This is a genomic window from Paenisporosarcina sp. P4_B8, assembly GCF_056402175.1.
In genome coordinates this window covers 288,517-309,114 of the sequence record NZ_JBFUHX010000002.1, presented here as the reverse complement: position 1 = coordinate 309,114, position 20,598 = coordinate 288,517, and the positions used below count along the sequence as shown (strand labels likewise).

Below are 20,598 nucleotides of genomic sequence, written 5' to 3'. Positions count from 1 at the left end.
AGGGTCCGCTCCTTTCTGAATCGTTTATTTACCGATTTTTTGTTGCAATTCATATAAGAACTGAAGTGCCTTCATCGGTGTTGTTCCGGAAATATCCAAATCTCTTATGGTTGTCAGGACATCCTCTTGCTGAGGTTCTTTTGAAATATTCTCAGCATCTTTCTTCGTTTCTTGGAAGAATGTTAATTGTTCATTTACAGAAGACTGTGTATCTTTAAGATTATGTTCCTTACCAGTTTCGAGCTCTTGAAGAATGTCTCTTGCCCTAGCAAGAATCGGTTCAGGTAACTGAGCCAGTTCCGCCACATGGATCCCGTAACTCTTATCTGCTGGACCATTTTTCACCTTGTGTAAAAAGACCACTTTGCCACTCTGCTCGACCGCAGCTACATGAACATTGCGTAATTTATCCAGCTGTTTTTCGAGCTGCGTCAATTCATGGTAGTGTGTTGAAAATAAGGTATTTGCACGAATTTCATGATGAATGTATTCCATCATTGCTTGAGCGAGAGCCATCCCATCGTAAGTGGACGTACCCCTACCAATTTCATCGAACAGCAAGAGGCTGCGTTCAGTCGCATGTGTTATTGCGTATGTGGATTCTAACATTTCGACCATGAAGGTACTTTGACCAGCTGCTAAATCATCTGCTGCACCAATACGCGTAAATATTTGATCGGTCACTGGCAGCAAGGCTTGTTCTGCCGGCACGTAGCAACCCATTTGCCCCATAATGACCGTAATAGCCACTTGTCGCATGAATGTACTTTTACCCGACATATTGGGCCCAGTAATGAGCAACATATTCTCTTCGGATGTCAGGGCACAATCATTCGGTACATAATGCTGTTTGTTCATCATTTTTTCAACTACAGGATGACGTCCGTTGACGATATTCAGTTCCAAACCGTCATGAAACTTCGGTTTAGTCAGTCGATATTGGTCAGACACTTCAGCAAAACTCGTAAATACATCGAGTTCACTTACCTTGGCTGCCAGTTGCTGAACTTGTGGAATGTATTGTTTCACTTGTTCACGTATGTCGACGAAAAGAGAATACTCCAATGCTAAACTTTCTTCTTCTGCTGTTAAAATCAAAGACTCTTTTTCTTTCAGTTCATCTGTAATATATCGTTCCGCATTAGCTAACGTTTGTTTTCTTTCGTAGCGTGCCATATCAGCCAAATGAATATTTGATTTCGTGATTTCAATGAAATACCCAAAGATACGGTTATAGCCTATTTTAAGCCCTTTGATACCAGTCCGTTCCCGTTCCTTCAACTCGAGAGCAGCAATCCAGTCTTTGCCGTTCTTCTTCGCATAGCGGAGCTCATCCAAGCGTTCGTGAAAACCGTCACGGATGATATCCCCTTCTTTAACAGAAAGAGGTGGATGATCAGCGATTGCTTCTTGCAGCAAACTCAGAAGCTCTCCACACTCATCTAACTGATCAGCCGCTTTTTTAAGCGCAGGTTTACCACTTTCAATCAATTGGGTTTTAATCAATGGAATTTGAAGAATCGATTGTCTTAATTGACTTAAGTCCCGGCCACTAGCAGTGCCAAAAGAAATGCGACCAATCAAACGTTCCAGATCATATACTTCTTTTAAGCTTTCTCGAATATCCGCTCGGGAGAAATAGGCTTCAAGCATTTCAGTGACGATATCCAAGCGTTCTTCGATTTTCATACGATTTGCTAAAGGTTGGTGCAACCACTGCTTTAATTTGCGTCCACCCATAGCGGTCATTGTTTCATCGAGCAACCAATATAGTGAACCTTTTTGATCGCCACCACGAATGGATTGAACCAGCTCTAAATTGCGTTTGGAATGAAAATCTATCGTCAAAAGCTCCTCGCGTTCCTGGAATTGGAATGCTTGAATATGCTCAAGTGAACGTTTTTGTGTGCGGTGTAAATAGTTCACCAATCGTCGACAAGCTCCACGCACCTCGATTGGATTATGTTCCGTAAAGGATTCATCAGCTTGTGCTTCGAGTTGGGTCTCTTCGATGGATAATAAAATGGAATGCACGTCAGCCAAATCTGACAAAAGCACAAACAGTTGCTCGGGTACAACGAGTTCCCGGATGGATAACGTTTGCAACTCTTGTATTAAATTCTTTTCAGTGCCTGTTAGTATCGCGCTAGTACCTTCGCCTGTCGATAAATCCAAATAAGCATAAGCAAAGCGATTTTCATCCAGTTCTTCTGCCGAAGCGATAAAATGATTGCTTTTGCCATCCATATTTTTACCTTCAATAATCGTACCAGGTGTAATTAAACGAACAACTTCACGCTTTACGACTCCTTTGGCTTGTTTAGGATCTTCCGTTTGCTCACAAATTGCCACGCGGTGCCCTTTTTGAATGAGTGTTTCTATATAATTTTGCGCTGCGTGATGTGGCACGCCACACATAGGAATGCGGTCTTTACTTCCTCCATCACGACTCGTCAGAGTGATTTCAAGTATTTGTGATGCATTGATGGCATCATCGAAAAATAATTCATAAAAATCGCCTAATCGGAAAAACAAAAAGGCGTCTGTATATTCGGATTTAACTTGTAAGTATTGTTGAATCATAGGTGTATAGGTGTTCATGTCAAAACCTCTTTCAAATACTAGCGATTCTTTCATTATAACTTAACTTTCACAGTGGTTAAACAACCATGATCTTACAAAGGAACGTGCATATGTATAAAGTGAAGAAAAAATTATCGGCAATCTCTAAAAAGTGCAATCAAGTTGTGAATTTAAAATTAATAGCGAAGTGACTGCGTCACCTCGCTAATGTTTTATTTCTTATGTTCAACGGAAAGTAGATGAAGTCCAAAAGGTCATAAAAAAAAGCCGGATTTCGTGCCCCGGCTTAAGAGAATGATGAGGACTCTTTAGCATCACTAAATGTTGAAGTTGAAGATGACGATGAACTTTCGTCTTTATATGACCATTCTTCCTCGTAATCGCCTGGTTGAACTTGAATAACAACAGTTGTTTCACCAACAACTTCTGCATGCAATTCTCTTTCTACTGTTACTTTAAATTGCTCGCCATCCGGTGTAATGATGGCTTCCGTGCAATTCGGTTGTTGTATGACACGTACATGTACGTCCTCAACACCTTGTGAATCATCTTCACGATAATGAAGTTTAATACGCTCTCTGTATGGAACTGTTTCTGAAAATACAGAGGTTTTAGAATGTTCGTGATGTGCATACCACACATTGATGTCGTACTTTCCAGACACTTCCACAAATTTACCCTGTTTCTTCGCCTGGTGAGTGTGATTAATAACCCAACACCCTAAAATGCTAGAAGGGTTATTTGGTGGACGTAACGTTTCACTAGCTTCTGCTCTCTTTTTACCTTTCGCCACGACTGCTTTCGTCACGATTTGACGGGTATATTTCAAAGCCATCCTCCTTCGTTCGATTCCTTTTCATCATATGCAGGCTGTGCCCATTAGGTGATAGGAATTGTGGAAAGCGCCAATTTTCTCGATACCGCTTGTTTCTGCTTGAAGGCTTGAAGCTTAGGAGCGTGCTGGCGCTTCGCTTGGAACTAGACATTATGAAAGGATGATTAAATAATGATTGAAACCATCGATGGAAAAGAAAAACTGCTCCCTCTTATATAGAAGGAACAGTTTATTTGCTTTTTATGAGCAGCTGCCTGGTTTAGTATTGTGTACTCTTGAACCTGTTTCTCCGCGAAGTAAATCGCCTTCCGTTGATTCGATGATTTGGTTTGTTACATTGTTGGCAATAGTATTTGCCACTAATTGAAGTAAATCATTTACATCCCCTTGTGATTGCTTGAATTCTTGAACAATTGGGATTTCATCAATTTCTTCTTCGATTTTCTCGATTTTACCTTCAATTAATGTTAATGCTTTTTCTTTACCGTAATGTTGGAAATTAACTGCTTGTTTTTGAAGACTCTTCAAACTCGCAATTTTTTCACGGATTTTTTGATTTTCATTAATTTGCGCTTCCGCACGTTTGAAGAAATCCACTTCTTCTGTTTGTGCAATCATATCTGCGATTTCTTTAGCTTTTGCAATAATATCATCTTTTGTATATTTCGTTGTCATAAGACACCCACTTCTTGGCCTGATAGAACTTCGATTAATTCGCCTTCTAGAGACCATGTTTTTGTATTTGTAATCTTCACGTGAACCAATTTACCGATAATATCATTCGGACCTTCAAAATTCACTAGCTTGCTTGTTCTTGTATAACCCGCAAGTACCGCTGAATTTTTCTTACTTTCACCTTCAACCAATACTTCAACAATTTGGCCATCATAAGCCTGCATTGTCTCTGCTGATAATTTGTTGACAAGATTGTTTAACCTTTGCAAACGTTGTTTCTTCACATCCATCGGAACATTGTCTTCCATTTTGGCAGCCGGTGTCCCTTCACGAGGTGAATAGATATACGTATAGGCATGTTCAAATCCAACTTCTTCATATAAAGACATGGTTTCCTCAAACTGCTCGTCCGTTTCGTTTGGGAATCCGACAATAATATCCGTAGTCAATGCCGCATCAGGAATCGCGACTTTAATTTTGCGGACCAATTCCAAATATTGTTCACGGTTATATTTACGGGCCATTAGTTTTAGCATACTGGAGGAACCTGATTGGACAGGTAAATGAATATGTTCCACTAGATTTCCACGCTTCGCGAGCACTTCAATCAAGTGATCGTCAAAATCTCGTGGATGGCTTGTTGTAAAACGAATGCGTGGCATATCGATTTGACGAAGATCATTCATTAGATCACCCAGTCGATATGTAAGATCGTCGAAATCTTTCCCATATGCATTCACATTTTGCCCAAGTAAAGTGACTTCTTTATATCCTTGTGCCGCTAATTGTCTGATTTCCTGTATGATATCTTCAGGTCTGCGGCTCCGTTCTTTTCCTCTTGTATATGGAACAATACAGTACGTACAGAATTTGTCGCATCCATACATAATATTGACCCACGCTTTAATTTCGCCACGTCGGACTTTAGGCAAACTTTCGATGACGTCTCCTTCTTTTGACCACACCTCAATGACCATTTCTTTTGACAGATATGCTTCATTTAAAATGTGCGGCAAACGATGAATATTGTGAGTACCGAAAATCATGTCGACTTGATTATAAGTTTTTAATATTTTATTGACAACTGATTCCTCTTGAGACATGCAACCACAAACACCGATCAACACATCTGGATTATCACGTTTAATCTTTTTGTAGTGGCCAAGTTCACCAAACACCTTATTCTCGGCATTCTCACGGATGGCACATGTGTTCAGCAAGATGACATTTGCTTCTTGTACACTCTGAGTTGGCGTATAGCCCAATTGCAGGAATATACCTGCCATTACTTCTGTATCGTGTTCATTCATTTGACATCCGAATGTCCGAATGAAAAACTTACGACCTTGTCCCATTCCCAAAAATTCAGGTTGAATCGCAAAATCTTTATGGTAAGTTACTTCTTCTTTTCCACGTTTCTTTGCTTCTTTCAAAGATGGTGCCACATAAACTGATTGGAAATACTGACTGTAGTCTTTTTCAGTTTTATTCGTTTCTTTTACTTGTGAATTATGTAAGCGTTGCTCTTCGTTCATAAAATTGCTCCTTTCATCCTGTACACCCATCAGACGAAAACTTCATTCCTCTATTATACTGATACGGCATGTGTTCCTACAAGATGTCAGCTGCAATTGTCGGTGTTTCGACAAAAAAACTGCCGATTTTCACCGGCAGTTCAATTCTTACATAAATTCTTTTACAAGTTCATCGAAATCTCTTTGGCTCATCATTAAATCTTCTGTTGATAATGGCGTTTCAGCGTAGCCTGACACCATTTCCTGATAAGAAGGTTGTTCGTTGTTTTGATAGATGATGCCTGTTACAAGGCTATCATGTTCCATTAACGTTGCCATTGCTTGTGGACGGTTGGATGAATCGTATCCTTCGACAGTTGAAAGTTTTGTGATACGTTCCTTGAACCAATCATATGTGTTTATTTTGTTGTAAGTAACACATGGACTGAACACGTTGATGAACGAAAATCCTTTATGGTTAATTCCCGCTTCAATGATACTTGTCAATTCTTTTAAATCGGAAGAGAATCCTTGTGCTACAAATGTTGCACCGGACGTTAAAGCCATTTCCAGTGGAGCAAGAGAAGGTTCAATCGCACCTCCAGGCGTAGATTTCGTTTTGAAACCTGCAGCTGAACGAGGAGATGTTTGCCCTTTTGTCAGACCGTAAATCTGATTATCCATGACGATATATGTGATATCGATATTTCGGCGAATCGCGTGAATTGTATGTCCCATCCCGATCGCAAAACCATCTCCATCTCCACCTGAAGCAATGACGTTCAAATCACGATTAGCCATTTTCAAACCTTGAGCAATCGGAAGTGCACGACCATGAATCCCGTGGAATCCGTATGAATGTATATAACCAGAAATTCGACCTGAGCAACCAATTCCGGAAATAACCGCTAAATCTGTTGGTTCAATCCCTACATTAGCTGCTGCACGTTGAATAGATGCCTGTACGGAAAAGTCGCCACAGCCTGGACACCAGTTGGGTTTTACATTATTGCGAAAATCTTTAAATGTTACCATCTGACAGCAACTCCTTTACGCTATTCGTTAATTCTCTTGGCAAGAAAGGTGTTCCATCATATTTTAATACGTTCACGATCTTGTCATGTGCGCCAACATTCATTTTAATAATATTTGCCAGTTGACCAGTTGCATTATTTTCAACGACCAGTACTTTTTTCGCAGCCTCAATAAGTGGTGAAACATGTGCAGTCGGGAAAGGCTGGATTAAACGGATATGTGCATGATTAGCACGAATACCTTGTGCATTTAAATTCGCCTGAACTTCTTCTAGTACTCCTCGAGTCGAATTGAAGCCCACTAACAGGACATCCGCTTCTTCATGAGGTGCATATACATGAACAGGGTTCGGGAAATTGACATGCTCCATTTTTCTCATACGCTTGTCCATTTGCAGTTGACGATTTGCAGCCGATTCAGAAGGCTTGCCAGTTTCGTCATGTTCAACACCAGTAACGTGGTGAATTCCATTTTTCATTCCAGGAATGACACGAGGAGACACACCGTCTTCCGTCACTTCGTAGCGTTTAAAGTATGATTTATCTTCGGCAGCTACTAATTCTTCTTCCACTTGTAGACGGCCTCTGCGAAGTGCCACTTTGCTGTAATCAAATGGTTCCACCGTTTGTTTACCTAACGAGAGCTGTAAATCGGATAAAATAATAACCGGCAGTTGTAATTCTTCCGCAATATTAAACGCTTCAATTGTATCGAAAAATGCTTCTTTGCCCGTACTTGGAGCGATGACCACTTTCGGGATCTCCCCGTGTGTACCATAAATCATCTGCATTAAATCGGATTGTTCTTGTTTCGTCGGTAACCCTGTTGATGGGCCACCACGTTGTGTATCAACAATGACGAGCGGCTGCTCGGTCATACCTGACAAACCGATTGCTTCCATCATTAAAGATAAACCAGGACCCGCAGAAGCAGTAAATGAACGAACCCCACCGTAGTTTGCGCCAATCGCCATGGTTGCTGCGGCAATTTCATCCTCAGTTTGAATTACTGCCCCACCAAATTTTGGCAATTTCTTAATCAAGTATTCCATTATTTCAGATGCAGGAGTAATTGGATAGGCTGCCATAAATCTTACACCAGCAGCAAGTGCACCTAAAGCGATAGCATCGTTTCCAATCATAAACAAACGATGTTTCCCATCTGCCGGCTCAAGTTCCCACTCACCAATCCGATCGCCCAAATGTTGCGCCATCACTTCATAACCTTGTTGGATAGCTTGCATGTTTTTTTCAACAATTGCCTCGCCTTTGCGGCCGAAAATTTCATCGACTACGCTTTGGAAAACAGTTTTATCCAAATTTAACAAAGCGGATGTAGCACCAATTGCCACCATGTTTTTCATTAAAGACGTGCCGAGTTCAGATGCAATTTCCGTAAACGGAACGCTGTACATGGTCGCAACACAATCTTCTGGGTGTTCGGGATTGAATTTCGTATCAGCCAAAATGACGCTTGAAGCTGTCAGTTCTTTATAGTTTACATCAATTGTTTCTTGGTCAAATGCAACTAAAATATCTAAATCATCTGGTATTGTGCGAACTTCTGTCGTTCGTACACAGATTTTATTATTCGTGTGTCCACCTTTAATACGTGAAGAAAAGTGACGATAGCCGTACAAGAAATACCCTAAGCGATTCATCGCCATTGAGAAAATTTCTCCGGTACTTTCGATTCCTTCCCCTTGTTGCCCACCGACTTTCCATGAAAGCTGATGTAACATTTGCAAACAACTCCTTAATAAATCAGGTATTATCCTCTATTTTCCTACATAAGTTTATCACTTAATTGCTTCATTCACTATAAAAATTGCGGTAGTTTTTTGAAATTCAGTCCTTTGGAGGAACCCAAATTAGTAATTTGTCCTGAAAATACGTAAAAACCCAACCTCTTTTGAGATTGGGTTCGTTTACAATTAAGTAAGAATAGCGCTTTACGCTTTTCTTATTGTGCTCTTGTACGTTTTTCAACTAAAAGCTTAATAGCTGTCCGGTCTTCCCCAGAGATCACAATATCTGTAAATGCCGGAGAACAAATTAAATCGGTGCCACTCGGCGCGACAAAGCCACGTGCAATTGCAACTGCTTTTACCGCTTGATTAAGTGCTCCTGCTCCAACTGCTTGCATTTCTGCATACCCTTTTTCACGGATGACTGCAACTAATGCACCTGCAACTGAGTTTGGATTAGATCTTGAAGATACTTTTAATGATTCCACTACGATTCCTCCTTGTCCTTGCTGACCGTTGGACGATTAAGATGTCCTTAAGTCACTGTATGCAAGATAAGAGAAAGATAGAAGAAGTTATCCTCTGAAAGGATAATCTTCGTTGATATAAATACGTTCAAACGAAGTGGCTTTTCCTGTTTGGTTATCCAACTCTACGAAAAATGCGCTGAGTACAGATCTTCCTGACTTTGGTACTTCAAAACGAGCGGGCATATTCGTCTGGAAACGATACAGTACATCTTCTTTCTTCATCCCAAGTACGCCGTCATAAGGACCTGTCATCCCGACGTCCGTGATGTACGCTGTTCCATTTGGATAGATGCGGGCATCTGCTGTCTGGACATGCGTATGCGTACCAACAACGGCGGAAACTTCCCCATCTAAATGCCAACCCATCGCTATTTTTTCACTCGTTGCTTCTGCATGAAAATCAACAAAAATCAGTGGAGATATTTGCTTTGCTTCATTTACAAGCTCAGTCGCTTTTTTGAATGGATCATCATGTGGCGGTAAAAATGTACGGCCATGCAAATTAATCACAGATAACGTTTGACCGTTTTTTGTAATAGTCGTCATGCCCTTACCCGGTGCTTCATCTGAAAAGTTTGCCGGTCGAATTAAATAATCCGTATCATCAATGAAATCAAAAATTTCTTTTTGATCCCATGTATGGTTCCCCATCGTCACAACGTCGACTCCCATATAAAGCAAATCTTGAAATATCTTTTGAGTTATTCCTCGACCTGCTGCAGCATTTTCGCCATTTGCAATGACCACGTCTGGTTGATATTTTCTTTTCAATCTTGGTAAATAATCTTCTACTGCATCGCGACCAATCGATCCAACGATGTCTCCAATAAATAATACTTTCATTTTCATTCCTTCTTTCATTTCCATTGGCTCTGCTGTTGGTTGTTGATATTCCACAAAACAGCTACTATCATAAAAAGTAAAAAAAGGCTTCAGATCGAAGCCCTTTTTACTTATTTAGCGTATTCAACGGCGCGAGTTTCTCGAATGACCGTTACTTTAATATGACCAGGGTAATCCAGTTCTTCTTCAATTCGTTTACGGATATCACGCGCCAAACGATGTGCTGTAATATCATCAATTTGTTCCGGACGAACCATAATACGAATTTCGCGACCTGCTTGAATGGCAAATGATTTCTCAACACCATCATAAGACTCTGAAATTTCTTCCAGCTTCTCAAGACGACGAATGTAATTTTCTAACGTTTCACTACGTGCACCAGGACGTGCTGCTGACAATGCATCGGCTGCGGCTACTAACACCGCAATGACAGATGTTGCTTCTGTATCCCCATGATGGGAAGCGATACTGTTAATGACGACTGGATGCTCTTTATACTTCGTAGCAAGTTCCACACCGATTTCAACGTGGCTACCTTCCACTTCGTGGTCGATTGCTTTCCCGATATCGTGTAGAAGTCCTGCACGACGTGCAAGCGTTACATCCTCGCCAAGTTCAGCTGCAAGCAATCCAGCTAAAAATGCCACTTCTTTTGAATGCTTCAGGACGTTTTGACCATAACTCGTGCGGTAACGCATCCGACCCATGATTTTAATTAAATCTGGATGTAAATTATGAATGCCAATATCAAATGTCGTTTGTTCACCGATTTCACGAATTTGTTCATCAACTTCTCGTCTTGATTTTTCGACCATTTCTTCAATACGTGCCGGGTGAATACGTCCATCTTGCACTAATTTTTCAAGTGCGAGACGTGCTGTTTCACGACGGATCGGATCAAAACCAGAAAGAATAACTGCTTCAGGTGTGTCATCGATTATTAAATCGATACCTGTCAATGTTTCGAGAGTTCGAATATTTCGACCTTCTCGTCCAATGATGCGGCCTTTCATTTCATCATTTGGCAAGTTTACGACTGATACAGTCGTTTCTGCTACATGGTCTGCCGCGAAGCGTTGTAGAGCTATTGACAAGATTTCACGTGCTTTTTTGTCTGACTCTTCTTTCGCACGCGTTTCGGATTCTTTCGTCATAACTGCGATGTCCGTTGCTAATTCATTTTCTACTTGCTGTAGAATGATGCCTTTCGCTTCTTCACGTGTTAATGCAGAAATGCGTTCAAGTTCTGTTTGTTGTTTGGCAACTAATTCTGCCACTCTGCTTTCCATCTGCTCGATATGCTGTTGTCTCTCAGTCAGAGCGTCATCTTTACGCTCTAGACCCGCTTCTCTTTTGTTAAGAGCATCATCCTTACGGTCAAGGTTTTCTTCTCTTTGCAAGTACCGATTTTCCTGTTTTTGCAGTTCAGATCGGCGTTCACGGATGTCAGATTCTGCTTCAGATCTCAATTTGTGAGTTTCATCTTTTGCTTCTAGTAATGCCTCTTTTTTAAGAGCTTCCGCTTCTCGCTTCGCTTCGTCTACGATAAGCACCGCAGACTGCTTCGCACCAGTCACTTTTGAATCGTTCACATTTTTAATTAAAATATAGCTAACAACGGCACCGACGATAAGACCAAGCAAAGCGGAGATGAGTACTGTTTCAATCATTTGAACACCTCCTCTTGCTATTTCATTTTCATGTTCAGTCGGCTCATATATGGAGTCATCCACAATACTGCCAAATGGTTTCATTTAAGAGATTATACAAGTTTAATTGTATAGATGTAAAAATACTCTGTCAAGGATTCACGAGTGTCCTTAAAGGAAAATAGCCTGCCGATTATTACGGCAGGCTACTACTTAAATCTTATTTTTCATCTAGTAATAACTCAAACTCTTCATCTTCTTCTTCCTCATGAGCTGCAATTGTGTAAGCTGTGGCCATCATGCCATAAGCTGCACGGATTTTTTGAGCAATCTCATTACGTGTTGAAGGATTATCTTTAAGGAATTGTTTTGCATTTTCGCGTCCTTGACCTAAACGATCATCGTTATATGCATACCAAGAACCGCTCTTGTTCACGATATCCATTTCGACTCCTAAATCAACGATTTCACCTTCACGTGAAATCCCTTGTCCATACATAACATCGACTTCCGCAGTACGGAATGGAGGTGCTACTTTGTTTTTAACGACTTTAATTTTCGTTTTGTTCCCCATGAAATCGTTACCCGACTTGATGGCTTCTGCACGACGGACTTCTAGACGCACTGAACTATAGAATTTAAGTGCGCGCCCACCAGGTGTTACCTCCGGGTTACCGAACATAACGCCGACTTTTTCACGAATTTGGTTGATGAAGATTGCCGTAGTTTTTGACTTGCTGATTGCACCAGACAATTTACGTAAAGCTTGTGACATCAAGCGCGCTTGAAGACCTACGTGAGAGTCACCCATATCGCCTTCAATTTCAGCTTTAGGTACAAGTGCAGCAACTGAGTCAATAACAACGATATCAACTGCACCACTACGTACAAGTGCTTCACAAATTTCTAATGCCTGTTCACCTGTATCTGGTTGTGATAATAATAATTCATCTATGTTTACGCCTAAATTTTGTGCATAAATTGGATCAAGCGCATGTTCAGCATCGATGAAAGCTGCTTGTCCACCAGCTGCTTGTGCTTCTGCAATCGCATGAAGTGCCACAGTTGTTTTACCTGAGCTTTCAGGTCCATAAATTTCGATAATACGTCCTCTTGGATATCCGCCCACACCAAGTGCCACGTCAAGTGCAAGAGATCCGCTGGAAGTAGTCAATACTTCACGATCAGTTTTTTCGCCAAGTTTCATAATAGAACCTTTGCCGAATTGTTTCTCAATTTGTTTTAACGCCATGTCTAACGCTGCTTTACGATCGCTCAAGAATGGTTCCTCCTTTAATTTAAACGCTAATTTAACTTCTGTCTCTACTATACTTGGTTTATGAGAAATATACAAGAAAAAAGCGAACGTTTATTCGGTTTATTTTTTTATCATATTTAATGACAAGCTCATCATTATTCAATAGGCTCTATAAAACTATTAGTGTAGATTATTAAAAAATATAGAAGGAATCGGTTCCCTTTTCGTGTACGAGCATTGAGTCCAACATGCCGCTAAAGCGTGAAGCTGGAGATCCACATGTATGTGGTTTTCATACTTGTTGGCTAGTGAGGAACAATCTTTTTACAATGCCAATCAAAAAAGGAGCAATCTTTATGAGAATGATTGCTCCTTTACAAATCTATTATTGTGCTTGATTGTTTGATAGCAATTGAATCAAATAATGGAACGTCCTCATCACTGCTCTCAGACGATTGGTATTACGCATATCGCTTAAATGCAGTTCGTGAGTCACCACATCATCATTCGGAAGGTTAATTGCGATCCACACAGTGCCTGCTGGCTTATTATCATGAGAGTTAGGACCAGCTGCACCAGTCAGTCCGACGCCTATATCCGTCTGGAACATTGCTTTCACCCTACTGGCCATGGCAGTCGCACATTCAGCACTCACAACTCCGTATTGGTCGATGATGTCTTTTGAGACTCCGAGCTGATTCATTTTCGACTCCGCTGTGTATGTAACCACACCACCAACCAATGTTTGACTTACACCCGGGATGGCAGCCAGTTCTGATTGGAATAATCCGGCAGTCAAACTTTCAGCTGCCGATATCGTCAATCCTTGCTCTATTAATAATCTGCTTGCACTTGATGCAAGCGAGTCATCGTTGTAGCCGTATAAATAATCTCCTACGCGGGAAAGTAATACTTGTTCAGTTTCTTGAATCAATTTTAGTGCTTCTTCTTCGGTAGAAGTTTTGGCGGTAATCCGCAAAGTGACTTCCCCATCGGAAGCTAGCGGCGCAATAGTTGGATTAGTTTGGGCATCCAGTAAATCCATAATCCGTGTTTCAAGCTCCGCCTCACCGATTCCATAAAAACGAAGGACGTGTGAAATAATCACTTCTCCTTGATTCAGCCATCTTGCCAAAACGGGCTTTGCTTCTAATTGAAACATTGGTTCCATTTCTTTAGGTGGTCCAGGCAGAAGGATATACACATGGTTTCCTTTTGAATAGAACATCCCCGGAGCCATACCGTTATGATTAGCCAACACTTCACAGCCATCAAGTACAAGAGCCTGCTTCTTGTTGTTTTCAGTCATCGGACGGTTTATACGGTTAAAGAATGCTTCAATGGAAATCAGTGCGGTCTCGTCCATAACGAGGTCGGTTCCTACGTGCCTTGCAATAGTTTCTTTCGTCAAGTCGTCCTTGGTTGGACCAAGTCCTCCAGAGAATACAATTAGATCCGCTCGTGTTTCAGCCAATTCAATCGCTTGTTTTAAACGCTCCGCGTTATCACCAACTACCGTATGATAATAGACATTGACACCCAGTTCAGCCAGTTGACTCGAAATATAGCGTGCATTTGTATTTGTGATTTGTCCAAGTAACAGTTCAGATCCTACTGCAATAATTTCAGCATTCATCTTCATTCACGCCCCTATTTTGAGTCGAGTAACACACGGCGGTTTGCATAGAAGTAATCCCATCCAGACCAAACCGTAAAGAACAATGACACATACAACATGATTGAAGCGAATGGAATAGAGAACATTTCAAAGATAATATTGTGAAGTAGCAATGCGGAAATCGCGACAATTTGAGTCCACATCTTGATTTTCCCCAATTGTTTCGCTGCCACAACTTCACCTTCTTCTGCAAGAATTAAACGAAGTCCCGTAACAGCAAATTCGCGGCTGATTATTATGATAACAATCCAAGCAGGTGCGAATCCAAGTTCTACAAGGATGATCAAGGCTGCAGAAACCAATAATTTATCAGCGAGTGGATCCAGGAACTTACCCATATTCGTTACCAAGTTATGTTTACGCGCATAATATCCATCAATAAAGTCCGTTACTGATGCAAAAATAAAAATGATTGCGCCAATTAAATGTTCAACTGGTATAGTTGATCCTAAAAATGTAACATCACCCCAGCCAAAATCAACTAACATGAAAACAACAAATATAGGGATCATGATGATTCTTGAAACCGTAATTTGATTTGGTATATTCATTTTTGTCTCCTCTCGATTCAAAGAAAATAGCCATCTTGTTAGAGATGACTATTGCTGTTTTGAAAATTGAATCATCATATTTTGAACAACTTTTTCTGCTGGTGAAATTCCATACTCCACTTTTTCGTCATTGACAAAGACATCTATTTGCGATGCTGATCCAACTCGAATACGCGCCGAAGGTAAATCACTTAGATCTAGGTTAACCGTTTCTCCCACGGCTAATTCACGACCCAGCATTTCTACACCGGATGGATTTTTAACACCAACCCATGTTCTGCCTCGTGCAACAATTTTCACTGAAAATGTTTCGGCTCCTGTAACCGTATAATTAGTTGTTTCACCATCAATTGCACCCATTTCAATTTTCTGAGTCGGTACTGGCTCCACATCTTCTGGTTCTTCCGGCTCTTCTTCAACCGGAGTTTCATCTTCTGTCGGAGTTTCATCTTCGGTCGGAGGTTCAATAGACACTTCGTCCTTGACAGCGTCCTCAGATGGGTCATCATTTTTCGCTAAATTTTGATAGGAAAACCAAAAAATTACGATACCAATAATAATGAATAGTGCCACTACGATCATCGGAATCATCTCGTTCATACTATTTGATGATCTTCCAATCGGTCGGCGTCTAGAAGGTGCAGACGTCATCGTTTGACGCACTTCTTCACTCGTGGAAGAAGGTACTTCCTGCTTATACGACTCTAGCAATTCATCAGAATTCAATCCAACTGCATCAGCATATTGCTTAATAAATGCTCGAACATAAAACGGACCCGGCATCATGCTGTAGTTGCCTTCTTCGATACCGGCAAGATAACGTTTTTGTATTTTCGTCATTTCCTGCAAGTCGTCCAAACTATATCCTTTTGCCGTTCTCGCCTCTTTAAGACGAGTTCCTAATTCAGTCAACTAAAACACCTGCCTGTTAAAAGTTAAAACCACCGAAGCCGTCCAAGTTACCTCTTTCAGACATCATCTGGTTTTTTTCCATCATTTCGTATGTTATTTCTTCATCTGGTTCGTGTCGCAATTCAATAATGTAATCAAAGTCTTCAATCGTGTAATCTGATTGTTGAACGAACATATCAGGATGTTCAACTACTTTAATTGACGGGAGGCGCATCATTTCACGCACCAACTGTAAATGACGTTCATCTGTAGATTGTCTCGTCACGATTCCGTCCAGGATAAAAATATTGTTATCACTGAATTCGTCTCCTGCCAATTGGCTTCGGACGGTTTGTTTAATCATGGTTGAAGATAAGAACACCCATTTTTTATTTGCACTGACGCTAGCAGCAACAACTGATTCGGTTTTTCCTACTCGAGGCATTCCACGAATCCCGATTAATTTATGTCCTTCTTGCTTAAACAATTCTGCCATAAAATCGACGAGTAGACCTAATTCATCCCGAACAAAACGAAATGTTTTGCGATCATCCGCATCTCGTTGTATGTATCGACCGTGTCTGACTGCTAAAATGTCACGTAGTTTCGGTTCCCGGAACTTTGTAACTTTAATCGTCTCCATCGTTGAAACAATCAATTCAAAACGTTCAATTTGCTCATCATTCTCTGCACGAAGCAACAACCCTCGTCTGCCCTGGTCTACACCGTTAATTGTCACAATGTTAACACGAAGCATACCGAGTAAAGAGGCAATATCCCCGAGCAATCCTGGACGGTTTATTTGTATTTCATATTCAAAATACCATTCGCGCATAATGTAACGACCTTTCCGCCTAACTTATTGAAGGAGCAAGTCTTTTTCAACAAAAATCCTCCTAATGCGACACCTTTCAAGTCTTTCTCAATAGATGACGTTTCCAAACTACTCTAGGTTCTATCATAGCTGATTTATGTACGTAAGAAAAGGAAAAAAGAAAAGAAGGAACAATGTCCTTCTTTTCTTTTACTGTACAGTTTTTTGTTGAACTAATTTGACGACCATGTTCGCCAATGCATGTTGTTCATCTTCAGTAGCAACTGACCATAAATCCGACAAAACACGCTCTTGTTCGTTCTTAGGATCCACATTTTTGGCTAAGTAATCGCCGATTTCATAAGCTGTTGATTGGATGGCTTTTTTAGTCATCCCAGTTGATTCGGCGTTCATTACATTTACACCCAGAAAGTGTGTCCATTTTTGCCAGTTTTCAAGTAAGGCCATGTCCATTCCTCCTTTTCACAAACAGTATGTGCAAAAAAAGAAATTATATGTACCAACCGCCATTTACCCGGAGCACTTGACCCGTTATATAATCCGCATTTCCACTGGTTAAAAAAGTTACAAGATTAGCTACGTCCTGCGGTTTACCAAAAGTTTGAAGAGGAATCTCATCTTCAAGCGCTATTCTTTCTCCCGCATCGAATGCTTCATTCATTTTCGTATCAATGATTCCTGGGGCAATGACATTGACTCGAACTCCAGACGACCCTGATTCCTTTGCATAAGCTTTTACGAAAGCATGCTGCGCACCTTTGACGGCTGAATAAACAGTTTCTCCAGCCGCTCCAGTTTCTCCCCATATCGAGCCGATAAAGTTGATATAAGACCGGTCATGCCGTCTTAATTTAGGAGCTAGCTGACCGATGATTGTCATAGGTGCTTGCACATGCGTTCGCCACACCATTTCCATTTCTTGAGGTGTGGTCTCTTCAAGTAATTTATACAAAGCCTGACCAGATGCAAAGACAATCGTTTGAACTTCAAAAAGTTGTGTACAAATAAAATGGATTGCTTTATTGTCAGCAAGGTCTCCTTGAATGACATGAAATTCTTGGTTCGGATAAAGATCTTGTAAATGTGATATTAATTGATCAATGGACTGTTTGTTTTCATTGAAATGTAAATACAAACTCCAGCCATGTTTGGACATGTCATATGCAATGGCTTGCCCGATTTCACCCGATGCCCCAAAAATGCAGGCAAATTTCTTCATGATGCCGATTGCTCTTTCTTCGGAAGAACAGAAAATACAGTCTGTTGTTCTTCACCTTGTATGGATTCGAAAGCTTGTTGCAAGTCCTCAACAGTCATCTTCTCAAGAGAAGGAACAGCATCAAATAAATCCATATCATTAAATGCGTAACGAGTAAATTGGTTCGCAATAAATTCCACTGAGTTTAAGGCACGAAGGAAATATCCAATTTTTTTCTTGCGGACACGGTCTAAATCGCTTTGTCCAAATGGCCATTTCTCTTCAACTTTTTTCAGTTCTTTTTTAATTGCTTCAATTAATTCTTTCGGCATTGAAGTGTCTGATCCAATCAAAGCAAAGCCATAGCCTTTTTCCAATGTGAAATCAAAAGCATACGATTCATCGATCCAGCCTTTTTCATAGGCTTCCACATAGAAGTCCGAAGATCGGCCAAAAATCAATTCCAATGCAAGTTGAATCCCCAGCTCGTGTTTCATCATGGCATCGCCTTGCAGAGAAGTTTCTTTCGCTTTTAGTCCAATATATACTTTTGGTTTCTGAACATCCATTAACAATTTATTTTCATGTTTTGCAACTTCCAACGGTTCTTCAGGAAAAGCGCGTTGGATCGGTTGTGGTTCGGCAAATTCTTTTTTAGACTGATTTACTCTGATATAAGTCATCATTTTTTCCGGATCTACTGCGCCAACAACGAACAATAACATATTTGACGGATGGTAGAACGTTTCATAACAAGTATATAAATGCTCAGCAGTAATTTTATCGATCGAATCGATTGTTCCAGCAATATCGATTTTCACGGGATGATCTTTGTACATATTTTCAATAGTGCCAAAATACAATCGCCAGTCAGGTTGATCATCATACATCGTGATTTCTTGACCGATAATCCCTTTTTCTTTTTCAACAGTTGCTTGTGTGAAGTAAGGCTCCTGCACAAAATTCAAGAGGGTTTCCGTGTTTTCATACAAGTGATCCGTTGAGGAAAATAAATACGCTGTACGGGTAAAGGATGTAAATGCATTGGCAGATGCCCCATATCCACTAAATTTCTGGAATACGTCGCCGTCTTCTTTTTCAAACATTTTATGTTCCAGGAAATGAGCAATTCCATCCGGGACAGTAATAGGCTCTGACTCTCCTAACGGCACGAAAGTACGATCAATTGCCCCATACTTTGTTGTAAAGGTCACAAATGTTTTCGAGAAGCCTTTTTTAGGCAAGATATATACTTCCAGACCATTATTCATTTTTTCATGGTACATTTTTTCATCCAATTGTTTAAAGTGAAGCTCCTTCATGCGACAGCTCCTCCTTTCCAGACAAGAAATAAACAAGTTCTTTATTAATTGATTTTGCCATGTCCTGAATATCCTCTTTCGTGACTGATGTCCACTTTTCAACCCATGAATCAACTGAGAATTTTTCATCAAGGTCTTTGTATTGATCATAAATCTCGATTTGTCCTCGAGCAGAATCAAGCGCTTCTTTTAATTGATTCTTCAACATGGCAACAGTTTGATCGATTTCATTTTTTGAAATCTCCCCATTTTTCATTGCCTCCAATTGTTCATCAATTAAACGCACCGCTTTTTCTTGTTTACTCGCATCAATTCCAGCAAGAACAAATAATAATCCATATGCTGAAGAGAATGTACTTGACACATAATAAGCCATGCTCTCTTTTTCACGAACGTTCAGGAACAACTTCGCATGAGGATATCCACCGAAAATGCCATTCGTAATTTGCATTTTTGGAAAATCAGGATGCGTAAACGTAACGGGTGTACTGTAACCAATATGCAATTTCCCTTGCTTCATTTCTTGTTGTTCGTTGACCTTATTTTTCTCAGCGGTTTTATGCTCAATGTTTTCATGAACATTTTTTTGCTTTTTCGATCGTGCTTTGAAAGGAAATGCTTGTTTCAGCTTGGCAGTCATTTCTTCTACATCCACGTCACCCACAACATAAATATCCAACTCATCTTCTTCAAGCATTTTCTTGTAGGCATTAAATAAGGATTCCTTGGTAATCGCATTAACATCATTGATGGTCCCGTTTGCACCAATAGAAGCTGGGTGATTTGGTCGCATTAATTCAACCAGTCGCTGTTGTGCATATCGTGTTTTATCATCGTATATTGACTCAATACGTTGAATGACTGTATCTTTTTCACGTGTTACAATCGATTCTTTGAACGTTCCCTGCTCCAGATTTGGACGGAAAAGAACCGTTTGCATAAGATTAATTACTTGATCCAACACTCCGCCAGTAGACAAATATTGATCATTGACAGACTCAGCAAGCAAAGTGACAGAATGATCACTCCCCTTTTTGCTTGAGTCTAAATACATAATCGTCCCGTAAAGCTCATCTAAATGGCTTCGGAAAGCTGAATTGGATGGGAAAAGCTCATTACTATGCATCAATACATTTGAAAGTACTGAACGTTCTGAAGCAGATTGATTAGTCAATAATTGTTTGAATTTAAATGAAAAGTTTACAGTTTTAAATTGATCTGTAGGCCTAATATGTAGATGGATGCCTGGTTGTAACTCGATTGTTTGAAACATCGAAATCCCTCCTATTTCATTAATATGCCATACCATATCTTTCACTATACATGGTGCTGGTAAATGATTGCAAATAGCTCGTGAAAAAATATAAGTCTTACGTCCCATAAATACCTCTTGCTAGGGATTCAAATATCTGTTGTCAATTAATTCCTGAATCTTAATCACCGGTGAACAAAAG

The 20,598-nt window shown here is 40.3% G+C and carries 18 protein-coding genes; all 18 read right to left on the bottom strand.

Features of this window, described 5'->3' with window-relative positions:
* Positions 1 to 24: 24 nt before the first annotated feature.
* Positions 25 to 2,601, bottom strand: coding sequence for a DNA mismatch repair protein MutS (gene mutS, locus AC1DSK_RS03535; protein ID WP_477546493.1), 2,577 nt, complete (start codon positions 2,599 to 2,601; stop codon positions 25 to 27).
* Between the two features lie 268 nt (positions 2,602 to 2,869).
* Positions 2,870 to 3,412: an outer spore coat protein CotE gene (cotE, locus tag AC1DSK_RS03530; RefSeq protein ID WP_477546494.1), complete on the bottom strand. Its 543-nt coding sequence runs from the start codon at positions 3,410 to 3,412 to the stop codon at positions 2,870 to 2,872.
* Between the two features lie 246 nt (positions 3,413 to 3,658).
* A complete protein-coding gene (locus AC1DSK_RS03525) occupies positions 3,659 to 4,093 on the bottom strand; it encodes a YlbF/YmcA family competence regulator (protein WP_477546495.1) in 435 nt (144 codons plus the stop codon).
* Positions 4,090 to 5,628 carry a tRNA (N6-isopentenyl adenosine(37)-C2)-methylthiotransferase MiaB gene (miaB, locus tag AC1DSK_RS03520; protein WP_477546496.1) on the bottom strand — a complete coding sequence of 513 codons (1,539 nt, stop codon included), beginning with the start codon at positions 5,626 to 5,628 and terminating at the stop codon, positions 4,090 to 4,092. The genes AC1DSK_RS03525 and miaB overlap by 4 nt, the downstream gene beginning before the upstream one ends.
* 147 nt (positions 5,629 to 5,775) lie before the next feature.
* A complete protein-coding gene (locus tag AC1DSK_RS03515; protein ID WP_477546497.1) occupies positions 5,776 to 6,642 on the bottom strand; it encodes a 2-oxoacid:ferredoxin oxidoreductase subunit beta in 867 nt (288 codons plus the stop codon).
* Positions 6,629 to 8,383: a 2-oxoacid:acceptor oxidoreductase subunit alpha gene (locus AC1DSK_RS03510; protein WP_477546498.1), complete on the bottom strand. Its 1,755-nt coding sequence runs from the start codon at positions 8,381 to 8,383 to the stop codon at positions 6,629 to 6,631. The genes AC1DSK_RS03515 and AC1DSK_RS03510 overlap by 14 nt, the downstream gene beginning before the upstream one ends.
* 221 nt (positions 8,384 to 8,604) lie before the next feature.
* A complete protein-coding gene (locus AC1DSK_RS03505; protein WP_016427565.1) occupies positions 8,605 to 8,877 on the bottom strand; it encodes a stage V sporulation protein S in 273 nt (90 codons plus the stop codon).
* An 87-nt stretch (positions 8,878 to 8,964) separates the two neighbouring features.
* Positions 8,965 to 9,762 carry a TIGR00282 family metallophosphoesterase gene (locus AC1DSK_RS03500; RefSeq protein WP_477546660.1) on the bottom strand — a complete coding sequence of 266 codons (798 nt, stop codon included), beginning with the start codon at positions 9,760 to 9,762 and terminating at the stop codon, positions 8,965 to 8,967.
* A gap of 110 nt (positions 9,763 to 9,872) precedes the next feature.
* Positions 9,873 to 11,432 carry a ribonuclease Y gene (gene rny, locus AC1DSK_RS03495; protein WP_016427567.1) on the bottom strand — a complete coding sequence of 520 codons (1,560 nt, stop codon included), beginning with the start codon at positions 11,430 to 11,432 and terminating at the stop codon, positions 9,873 to 9,875.
* Positions 11,433 to 11,631: 199 nt separating this feature from the next.
* Positions 11,632 to 12,690, bottom strand: coding sequence for a recombinase RecA (recA, locus tag AC1DSK_RS03490; protein WP_016427568.1), 1,059 nt, complete (start codon positions 12,688 to 12,690; stop codon positions 11,632 to 11,634).
* Between the two features lie 364 nt (positions 12,691 to 13,054).
* Complete coding sequence (locus tag AC1DSK_RS03485; protein WP_477546499.1) at positions 13,055 to 14,305, bottom strand: competence/damage-inducible protein A; 1,251 nt, start codon at positions 14,303 to 14,305, stop codon at positions 13,055 to 13,057.
* Positions 14,306 to 14,319: 14 nt separating this feature from the next.
* Positions 14,320 to 14,898 (bottom strand): CDP-diacylglycerol--glycerol-3-phosphate 3-phosphatidyltransferase, encoded by a 579-nt coding sequence (gene pgsA, locus AC1DSK_RS03480; protein WP_016427570.1) that lies wholly within the window; start codon positions 14,896 to 14,898, stop codon positions 14,320 to 14,322.
* 48 nt (positions 14,899 to 14,946) lie between these two features.
* Positions 14,947 to 15,810: a helix-turn-helix domain-containing protein gene (locus AC1DSK_RS03475; RefSeq protein WP_477546500.1), complete on the bottom strand. Its 864-nt coding sequence runs from the start codon at positions 15,808 to 15,810 to the stop codon at positions 14,947 to 14,949.
* A 16-nt stretch (positions 15,811 to 15,826) separates the two neighbouring features.
* Positions 15,827 to 16,624 carry a DUF3388 domain-containing protein gene (locus AC1DSK_RS03470; protein WP_016427572.1) on the bottom strand — a complete coding sequence of 266 codons (798 nt, stop codon included), beginning with the start codon at positions 16,622 to 16,624 and terminating at the stop codon, positions 15,827 to 15,829.
* Between the two features lie 189 nt (positions 16,625 to 16,813).
* Positions 16,814 to 17,071: a DUF3243 domain-containing protein gene (locus AC1DSK_RS03465; RefSeq protein WP_016427573.1), complete on the bottom strand. Its 258-nt coding sequence runs from the start codon at positions 17,069 to 17,071 to the stop codon at positions 16,814 to 16,816.
* Between the two features lie 43 nt (positions 17,072 to 17,114).
* Positions 17,115 to 17,843: an elongation factor P 5-aminopentanone reductase gene (gene ymfI, locus AC1DSK_RS03460; RefSeq protein WP_477546501.1), complete on the bottom strand. Its 729-nt coding sequence runs from the start codon at positions 17,841 to 17,843 to the stop codon at positions 17,115 to 17,117.
* Positions 17,840 to 19,144, bottom strand: coding sequence for an EF-P 5-aminopentanol modification-associated protein YfmH (yfmH, locus tag AC1DSK_RS03455; RefSeq protein WP_477546502.1), 1,305 nt, complete (start codon positions 19,142 to 19,144; stop codon positions 17,840 to 17,842). The genes ymfI and yfmH overlap by 4 nt, the downstream gene beginning before the upstream one ends.
* Positions 19,125 to 20,417: an EF-P 5-aminopentanol modification-associated protein YfmF gene (gene yfmF, locus AC1DSK_RS03450; protein WP_477546503.1), complete on the bottom strand. Its 1,293-nt coding sequence runs from the start codon at positions 20,415 to 20,417 to the stop codon at positions 19,125 to 19,127. Before yfmF ends, yfmH begins: the two co-directional genes overlap by 20 nt.
* Between the last annotated feature and the right edge of the window lie 181 nt (positions 20,418 to 20,598).